This is a genomic window from Acidovorax sp. LjRoot204, assembly GCF_056175785.1.
This window is the reverse complement of the sequence record NZ_JBGFFF010000383.1, coordinates 1-1,014: the sequence shown is the minus strand read 5'-3', so window position 1 is coordinate 1,014 and position 1,014 is coordinate 1. Positions and strand designations below refer to the sequence as shown.

Below are 1,014 nucleotides of genomic sequence, written 5' to 3'. Positions count from 1 at the left end.
CCAGCTACGAAGACCTGGTCGCCCTGGCGCCCAAGATCCGCGCCGCAGTGGGCGCAGAGAAGGCCGCGGCGCTGGACAAGGCCCTGAAAGACTGACGCTGGACACGCGTGGCCGCAAGCAGTGCTACAATAGCCGGCTTTGCCTTGCCACACTGCGCCCGACGCTGCAGGTGGCTTTTCCTCTTCCACGGAAGAATCCACAAGGAGTGCCATGCGTCACTACGAAATCATTTTGCTGATCCACCCGGATCAGAGCGAACAAGTTCCGGCCATGCTGGAGCGCTACAAGGGCCTCATCACGGCCGGCGGCGGCAAGGTCCACCGCGTTGAAGACTGGGGCCGCCGCCAGCTGGCCTACCAGATCAACAAGCTCAGCAAGGCGCACTACCTGTGCGTCAACATCGAAGCCGAGCAAACCGTGATGGGCGAACTGGAACACGCGTTCAAGTTCAACGATGCCGTGCTGCGCCACCTCACCGTCCAGAAGAAGAAGGCCGAAACCGGTCCTTCGTCGATGATGAAGACGGTCGAGCGCGAAGAAGCCCGCAAGGCTCAGCAGGCCGAATACGCCGCCAACAACAGCTGATGGCGTGACCGCTGCCGCTGCTGCGGCAACCGGTGTCAATCAGCTGGTGCTGACCGCCTCGGTTGCCGAACTCGGAGCCTTGCGATACACGCCGGCCGGCCTTCCCGCCATCGATCTGAAGCTCGAACACGAGTCGACGCTCCAGGAGGCAGGAAAAGCCAGGCAGGTGAAAACGGCCCTCAGGGCCGTTGCCTTCGGCGCCATCGCCGAACGGCTCGCAACGCAGTCGATGGGAAGTCTCTGGCGTTTTCAGGGCTTCCTCGCGACACCGGGCAATGGCAAGCATCCGGTCCTGCACATCCAGGATTTTCAGCAAGATTAATTTTCGACAAGAGGTCCCCAAATGGCCACGTTCAAGAAATTCAACAAAGACAAGCGCCCGAAGCGCAACACCCAGTCGCTGCTGTTCAAGCGCAAGCGCTTCTGCCG

2 protein-coding genes and 1 pseudogene are annotated in these 1,014 nt (G+C 61.2%); all 3 read left to right on the top strand.

Features of this window, described 5'->3' with window-relative positions:
• Positions 1-210: 210 nt before the first annotated feature.
• Positions 211-585, top strand: coding sequence for a 30S ribosomal protein S6 (gene rpsF, locus AC04MI_RS25595; RefSeq protein WP_012746958.1), 375 nt, complete (start codon positions 211-213; stop codon positions 583-585).
• A 4-nt stretch (positions 586-589) separates the two neighbouring features.
• Complete coding sequence (gene priB / locus AC04MI_RS25590; protein ID WP_230537706.1) at positions 590-907, top strand: primosomal replication protein N; 318 nt, start codon at positions 590-592, stop codon at positions 905-907.
• A gap of 21 nt (positions 908-928) precedes the next feature.
• Positions 929-1,014: pseudogene (locus AC04MI_RS25585) on the top strand (30S ribosomal protein S18); the annotation flags it as partial.